Annotated in this window: 1 rRNA gene; it reads right to left on the reverse strand. The window is 53.6% G+C overall.

Annotated features, from left to right (window positions below):
- Positions 1 to 24: 24 nt before the first annotated feature.
- Positions 25 to 1,700 (reverse strand): 23S ribosomal RNA (locus ABVM99_RS24445); the annotation flags it as partial.

The raw sequence follows: 1,700 nt of genomic DNA on the forward strand, positions 1-1,700 counted from the left end.
CCGCCAAAACATCTTCGGCGTTGTAAGGTTAAGCCTCACGGTTCATTAGTACCGGTTAGCTCAACGCATCGCTGCGCTTACACACCCGGCCTATCAACGTCGTCGTCTTCAACGTTCCTTCAGGAGACTCTAAGTCTCAGGGAGAACTCATCTCGGGGCAAGTTTCGTGCTTAGATGCTTTCAGCACTTATCTCTTCCGCATTTAGCTACCGGGCAGTGCCATTGGCATGACAACCCGAACACCAGTGATGCGTCCACTCCGGTCCTCTCGTACTAGGAGCAGCCCCCCTCAGTTCTCCAGCGCCCACGGCAGATAGGGACCGAACTGTCTCACGACGTTCTAAACCCAGCTCGCGTACCACTTTAAATGGCGAACAGCCATACCCTTGGGACCTACTTCAGCCCCAGGATGTGATGAGCCGACATCGAGGTGCCAAACACCGCCGTCGATATGAACTCTTGGGCGGTATCAGCCTGTTATCCCCGGAGTACCTTTTATCCGTTGAGCGATGGCCCTTCCATTCAGAACCACCGGATCACTATGACCTGCTTTCGCACCTGCTCGCGCCGTCACGCTCGCAGTCAAGCTGGCTTATGCCATTGCACTAACCTCCTGATGTCCGACCAGGATTAGCCAACCTTCGTGCTCCTCCGTTACTCTTTAGGAGGAGACCGCCCCAGTCAAACTACCCACCAGACACTGTCCGCAACCCGGATTACGGGTCCACGTTAGAACATCAAACATTAAAGGGTGGTATTTCAAGGTCGGCTCCATGCAGACTGGCGTCCACACTTCAAAGCCTCCCACCTATCCTACACATCAAGGCTCAATGTTCAGTGTCAAGCTATAGTAAAGGTTCACGGGGTCTTTCCGTCTTGCCGCGGGTACACTGCATCTTCACAGCGAGTTCAATTTCACTGAGTCTCGGGTGGAGACAGCCTGGCCATCATTACGCCATTCGTGCAGGTCGGAACTTACCCGACAAGGAATTTCGCTACCTTAGGACCGTTATAGTTACGGCCGCCGTTTACCGGGGCTTCGATCAGGAGCTTCGCTTGCGCTGACCCCATCAATTAACCTTCCGGCACCGGGCAGGCGTCACACCGTATACGTCCACTTTCGTGTTTGCACAGTGCTGTGTTTTTAATAAACAGTTGCAGCCAGCTGGTATCTTCGACTGACTTCAGCTCCATGAGTAAATCACTTCACCTACGTGTCAGCGTGCCTTCTCCCGAAGTTACGGCACCATTTTGCCTAGTTCCTTCACCCGAGTTCTCTCAAGCGCCTTGGTATTCTCTACCTGACCACCTGTGTCGGTTTGGGGTACGATTTGATGTTACCTGATGCTTAGAGGCTTTTCCTGGAAGCAGGGCATTTGTTGCTTCAGCACCGTAGTGCCTCGTCATCACGCCTCAGTGTTAAAGTGAACCGGATTTACCTGGAACACACACCTACACGCTTAAACCGGGACAACCGTCGCCCGGCCAACATAGCCTTCTCCGTCCCCCCTTCGCAGTAACACCAAGTACGGGAATATTAACCCGTTTCCCATCGACTACGCCTTTCGGCCTCGCCTTAGGGGTCGACTCACCCTGCCCCGATTAACGTTGGACAGGAACCCTTGGTCTTCCGGCGAGCGGGCTTTTCACCCGCTTTATCGTTACTTATGTCAGCATTCGCACTTCTGATACCTCCAGCA

The organism is Salmonella sp. SJTUF15591, from assembly GCF_043356435.1.
In the GTDB taxonomy this organism is placed as follows: domain Bacteria; phylum Pseudomonadota; class Gammaproteobacteria; order Enterobacterales; family Enterobacteriaceae; genus Salmonella; species Salmonella enterica.